The organism is Streptomyces sp. WZ.A104 (assembly GCF_002382885.1).
Lineage (GTDB): Bacteria > Actinomycetota > Actinomycetes > Streptomycetales > Streptomycetaceae > Streptomyces.
Genome location: NZ_NWVL01000150.1, coordinates 1 through 5290 on the forward strand (window position 1 = coordinate 1; position 5290 = coordinate 5290).

The 5290-nt window shown below is 72.2% G+C and carries 6 protein-coding genes; 5 read left to right on the forward strand and 1 reads right to left on the reverse strand.

Going from position 1 to position 5290, the window contains the following annotated elements; translation table 11 throughout:
- Window positions 1-1044 (reverse strand): serine/threonine-protein kinase (locus CIB93_RS36645; protein ID WP_143660141.1); only part of this gene is annotated, 1044 nt, incomplete at its 3' end.
- 135 nt (window positions 1045-1179) lie between these two features.
- Here CIB93_RS36645 and CIB93_RS36650 point away from each other — a divergent pair.
- The 5 genes from CIB93_RS36650 (at window position 1180) to proC (ending at window position 4800) form a co-directional block, all read left to right on the forward strand.
- On the forward strand, window positions 1180-1560 hold the full coding sequence (locus CIB93_RS36650) for an SH3 domain-containing protein (RefSeq protein WP_096633091.1): 381 nt from the start codon (window positions 1180-1182) through the stop codon (window positions 1558-1560).
- A gap of 53 nt (window positions 1561-1613) precedes the next feature.
- Window positions 1614-2171, forward strand: coding sequence for a hypothetical protein (locus CIB93_RS36655; protein ID WP_096633092.1), 558 nt, complete (start codon window positions 1614-1616; stop codon window positions 2169-2171).
- A 122-nt stretch (window positions 2172-2293) separates the two neighbouring features.
- A complete protein-coding gene (locus tag CIB93_RS36660; protein WP_096633093.1) occupies window positions 2294-3136 on the forward strand; it encodes an ABC transporter ATP-binding protein in 843 nt (280 codons plus the stop codon).
- Window positions 3133-3903: an ABC transporter permease gene (locus CIB93_RS36665; protein WP_096633094.1), complete on the forward strand. Its 771-nt coding sequence runs from the start codon at window positions 3133-3135 to the stop codon at window positions 3901-3903. Before CIB93_RS36660 ends, CIB93_RS36665 begins: the two co-directional genes overlap by 4 nt.
- A gap of 87 nt (window positions 3904-3990) precedes the next feature.
- Window positions 3991-4800 carry a pyrroline-5-carboxylate reductase gene (gene proC / locus CIB93_RS36670; RefSeq protein WP_096633095.1) on the forward strand — a complete coding sequence of 270 codons (810 nt, stop codon included), beginning with the start codon at window positions 3991-3993 and terminating at the stop codon, window positions 4798-4800.
- The last annotated feature ends 490 nt before the right edge of the window (window positions 4801-5290 follow it).

Below are 5290 nucleotides of genomic sequence, written 5' to 3' on the forward strand. Positions count from 1 at the left end.
GCCCCACACCGCGTACGCCCCGGCCCCCGCCCCCGCCACCAGCAGAAGCAGTGCCGCCGCGAGGACCGGCCGGGCGCGCGACGGCCGCCCGCGCCGCACCGGACGCGCGGCGCGCACATGGGTCTCCTCCTCCGCACCGTCCCGGTCCGGCGCCGCCGGGACCGCCGCGGCGACCGAGGCCCGGCGCCGCTGCGCCGGTATGAACGCGTCGGCCTCGTACGACGGGGGCTCCAGCGCCGCCATCACCTCGTCCGGAGTCGGCCGGTCCGCCGGGTCCTTCGCCAGGCACCGCCCGACCAGCGGGGCCAGCTCCTCGGGCACCCCGCCCAGATCCGGCTGATCGTGCACCACCTGGTACGCCACGATGTACGGGCTGTCCGAGTCGAACGGCCCCCGCCCCGTCGCCGCATGGACGATCACGGACCCCAGCGCGAACACATCGGCGGGCGGGCCCACCTCGCGCGGCCGCTGGAACTGCTCGGGGGCCATGTAGGGCGGCGAGCCGATCAGCTTGCCCGTCTCGGTGCGCAGATCACTGTCGTACGGCCGGGAGATCCCGAAGTCGATGACCTTGGGGCCGCCGTCGGTCAACAGCACGTTGCTCGGCTTGAGATCGCGGTGGATCACGCCCGCCCGATGGATGTCCCGCAGCGCCTCGGCCAGCCCGGCGGTCAGCCTGCGCAGCTCGGCGGGGGCCATCGGGCCGTTCCGCTTCACCTGCTCGGAGAGGGTGGGCCCGGGGATGTAGAGGGTGGCCATCCAGGGCCGGTCGGCCTCCGGATCGGCGTCGACGACAGGGGCGGTGAACGCCCCGCTCACCCGCCGCGCGGCCGCCACCTCCTGCCGGAACCGCGCCCTGAAGTCGGGGTCCGCCGCGTACGGCGCATGCACCACCTTCACCGCGAGCTGCATCCCCGAGGCCGAGCGCGCCAGATGCACGACCCCCATGCCGCCCGAGCCGAGACAGGCCTCAAGACGGTAGGCGCCGGCGTACCGCGGAAACTCCGCTTCCGGATGCACTCCGGCTCCTCGCAGCGGCGGCATCGCCCACCCCCGTGTGCTCGTGCGCATGCGACGCACGGAGCCTAGTCGATGGTGCGTGCGAGAGACACGCGGCTTGCTAGCCTGCGCGTCGTACGCCCGTCCGCGCGTACGCGTTTCTCAACGGGGGAGGCCCTCATGGGCGTTGGAGAGCACACGGCGGAGCACACAGCGGAGCGCGCGACCGAGCGCACGGCGGAGCACGCCGAAGCCGCCACCGACGGGGCGGCCGCCCCGGACGAGGCGATGGTCACGACGGCGGCCGCATCCGGCACGCGGTACCCGATCGCCCCGGGCTACCGGGTCAACGTCCGCACCGGCCCCGGCACCGGCTACCGCATCGTCCGGACCCTGCCGTACGGACAGAAGATCCCGATCTACTGCCAGAAGCCGGGGGAGCGGGTCACCGGCCCCTACGGCACGTCGAACCTCTGGGACAACATCGCCAACGGCCAGTTCGTCTCCGACGCGTACGTCTACACCGGCCGCGACGGCTACATCGCACCGCGCTGCGACTGACCGGTCCCCGCCGCAGGGCCGGGGGCGACGGGGCATGGCGGATAATCGACCCCGTGAGCGAGAACAGCGAAGCCCCCGGCACCCCGCCCGCAGGAGGGAAGCCCTCCGGCGGCGCCCCCACGCCCCCGGGCCCGCAGCCCGAGCCCATCCGCTTCTTCGGCACGACCTGGGTCGAGCACGACGGCGGCTACGGGCTGCGGCGCGCCGGCGTAGCGGCGGGCTCGCTGGCCGCCGCCGTGGCCGCCTGCTTCGTGCTGCGCTTCGCCTTCCAGGGCCTGGAGATCGCGGAGGTCGGGAACCTCGTCGGGATGCTGGTGATCGTGATGTTCGCGATCTGTAGCGCCATCGCGTTCCGCAAGACCTGGGAGGGCTTCCGCGCCCGCCCGAAGGACCCGGCCCGCGAGGATGCCCTGCGCGGGCTGAAGTCGATCGGTTTCATCGGCTCACTGCTCGCCTACTTCGTCCGCTCGCTCGTGGAGGCCCCCGGCGAGAAGCTGCGCCGTACGGAGTACGAGACGGCCCGCACGCAGTACGAGAAGCGCCGCTCGGCCCGCACCGGCAACCCGGCGGCCCGCAAGTCCTCCGGCCGCAAGCGCCCCAAGCGCACCTGAGGGCCCGCCCGCCCCGCGAACGACCCAGCTCACTCAGCCCGCCGATGCCCGTCGGCGGGCTGAGCCGTTTCCACCCCTCCCACCCCTTGACGGGCGGCACCATCGGGCGAAGAATTCATCACATGATGAATTATGAGCCCGGGTCGACACCGGTCACCCCCACAAGCCCCCCGAACCCACCCCCGCCCTCGTCCCCGCCCCCGGCGATCGAGGCCCAGGGCCTCACGGTCGTACGAGGCACGCGCACCGTCCTCCGCGCCCTCGACTTCACCGTCCGCCCCGGCAGCATCACCGGCCTCCTCGGCCCCTCGGGCTGCGGCAAGACCACCCTCATGCGCACCGTGGTCGGCACCCAGGCCCGGGCCACCGGCACCCTCGACGTCCTCGGCCGCCCCGCCGGACACCCCGCCCTGCGCACCCGCATCGGCTACGTCACCCAGGCGCCCTCCGTCTACACCGACCTCACCGTCCGCCAGAACCTCGACTACTTCGCCGCCGTCCTGCACCCCGGCCGCGCCCACCGCGACACCCGCCGCGCAGCGGTCACCCGCGCCATCGGGGACGTCGACCTCACGAGCCACGCCGACGCCCTCGCCGGTGCGCTCTCCGGTGGCCAGCGCAGCCGCGTCTCCCTGGCCGTCGCGCTGCTCTCCAGCCCCGACCTGCTGGTCCTGGACGAACCGACGGTCGGCCTCGACCCCGTACTCCGCCGCGACCTGTGGGACCTCTTCCACCGCCTGGCCGCAGACCGAGGCGCCGCCCTCCTCATCTCCTCCCACGTCATGGACGAGGCCGAACGCTGCCACCGCCTGCTCCTGATGCGGGAAGGCCGCGTCCTCGCCGAGGACACCCCGGACGCCCTGCGCCACCGCACCGGCACGGACACGGTCGAGGCGGCGTTCCTCCACCTGGTCGACGAGGCAGGCGCCGACACCCCGCCCACACCCGAGGAGCTCCCGCGATGACGACCACCGTCCCCACCCCGGCCCGCGCCCTCACCCCGTCCCGTACGACCGCCACCGCGGGCCGCGTCCTGCGCCAGCTGACCCACGACCGCCGCACGATCGCGCTCCTCCTGCTGGTCCCGGTCCTGCTGATCACCCTGCTCCGCTACGTCTTCGACGGCAGCCCCGAGACCTTCGACTCCGTCGGAGCCTCGCTCCTCGGCATCTTCCCGCTGATCACGATGTTCCTGGTGACCTCGATCGCGACCCTGCGCGAACGGACCTCGGGCACCCTCGAACGCCTCCTGGCCCTCCCTCTCGGCAAGGGCGACCTGATCGCGGGCTACGCCCTCGCGTTCGGCGCGGTCGCGGTCGTCCAGTCGGCGCTCGCCACGGCCGTCTCCATCTGGCTGCTGGGCCTGGACGTCACCGGCTCGCCCTGGCTGCTGCTCCTGGTCGCCCTGCTCGACGCGCTGCTCGGCACGGCGCTCGGCCTGTTCGTCTCCGCGTTCGCCGCGTCCGAGTTCCAGGCGGTCCAGTTCATGCCGGCGGTGATCTTCCCCCAGCTCCTGCTGTGCGGCCTGTTCGCCCCGCGCGACACGATGCACCCGGTCCTGGAGGCGATCTCCGACGTCCTGCCCATGTCGTACGCCGTCGACGGCATGAACCAGGTCCTCCAGCACTCGGACATCACCGGCGACTTCGTCCGTGACGTGACCGTCGTCGCGGGCAGTGCGCTCCTGGTCCTCTGCCTGGGCGCGATCACCCTCCGCCGCCGTACGCCGTGAGAGCCCGATGCGAGGATGACGGGAGGGACGGCGGGACAGCCTGAACCCAGACACTCGACAGCAGAGCACAGCCCGGAGGGTGAACGCATGACCCAGACAGTCGCAGTCCTCGGCACCGGCAAGATCGGCGAGGCCCTCCTCAGCGGCATGATCCGGGCGGGCTGGCGACCGGCCGACCTCCTGGTGACCACCCGCCGCAGCGAGCGGGCCCAGGAACTGCACACGCGGTACGGAGTCGGGTCGGTCAGCAACGCGGAGGCAGCCAAGAACGCCGACGTCCTCATCCTCGCGGTCAAGCCGCAGGACATGGGCAGGCTCCTGGACGAACTGGCCCCGCACGTCACCGCGGACCGCCTGGTCATCAGCGCGGCGGCAGGCATCACCACCGCCTTCATCGAGGACCTGCTCACCCCGGGCACCCCGGTCGTCCGGGTCATGCCCAACACCCCCGTCCTCGTCGACGAGGGCATGTCCGTCATCTCGGCGGGCAGCCACGCCACCGGCGCCCACCTGACCACCACCGAGGAGATCTTCGGCGGCGTCGGTAAGACCCTGCGCGTCCCGGAGTCCCAGCAGGACGCGGCCACCGCCCTCTCCGGCTCCGGCCCCGCCTACTTCTACTTCCTGGTCGAGGCCATGACCGACGCGGGCATCCTGCTCGGTCTGCCCCGCGCCCAGGCCCACGACCTCATCGTCCAGGCCGCCATCGGCGCCGCCGTGATGCTCCGGGACAGCGGCGAACACCCGGTCAAGCTCCGCGAGGCCGTCACGAGCCCCGCCGGCACCACCATCAGCGCCATCCGTGAACTGGAGAACCACGGGGTACGGGCCGCACTCATCGCCGCCCTGGAGGCCGCCCGCGACCGCAGCCGCGAACTGGCCTCCGGCAACGGCTGACACCCACCCGGACCCGCCACCCGCCACCCGCCACCGGCCGCCGACACCCCCCGGCCGGGGGTTGACACACCCCGAGCAGATCCGTAGTGTGCTCCGAGTTGTCCGACGTGAGCGCCGACCCCGGTCGGTCCCCGGACAGCCATTCCGCAGTAACCACGACAAGACGCGCGACCTCGTGTCGCCTGCCTTTTCGTGTGCCTGCGCGAAATGAGGAATCCGCGTTCGAAGGAACGCACCCCGATTAGCGTCGGGGCCCAGGATTCCGCTAAAGTCTCACTCGTCGGAACGGCCCAACAGCCGGGAAGACAAACCCCGCTGACTGGGAATCAGGCCCGAAAGGATCTGATAGAGTCGGACTCGCCGGAAAGGGGAAACGCGAAAGCGAAGGACCTCGAAAGCACCCCGCTTCGACCGGGAATCGGACACGAAAGAGTCTGATAGAGTCGGAAACGCAAGAACGAAGGGAAGCGCCCGGAGGGCCCCGGTGAAA

Bases quoted from the DNA above. Each gene is read 5' to 3' on its own strand.
- CIB93_RS36665 (WP_096633094.1), top strand. From the start codon at position 3,133: ATGACGACCACCGTCCCCACCCCGGCCCGCGCCCTCACCCCGTCCCGT.
- CIB93_RS36660 (WP_096633093.1), top strand. From the start codon at position 2,294: ATGATGAATTATGAGCCCGGGTCGACACCGGTCACCCCCACAAGCCCC.
- proC (WP_096633095.1), top strand. From the start codon at position 3,991: ATGACCCAGACAGTCGCAGTCCTCGGCACCGGCAAGATCGGCGAGGCC.
- CIB93_RS36650 (WP_096633091.1), top strand. From the start codon at position 1,180: ATGGGCGTTGGAGAGCACACGGCGGAGCACACAGCGGAGCGCGCGACC.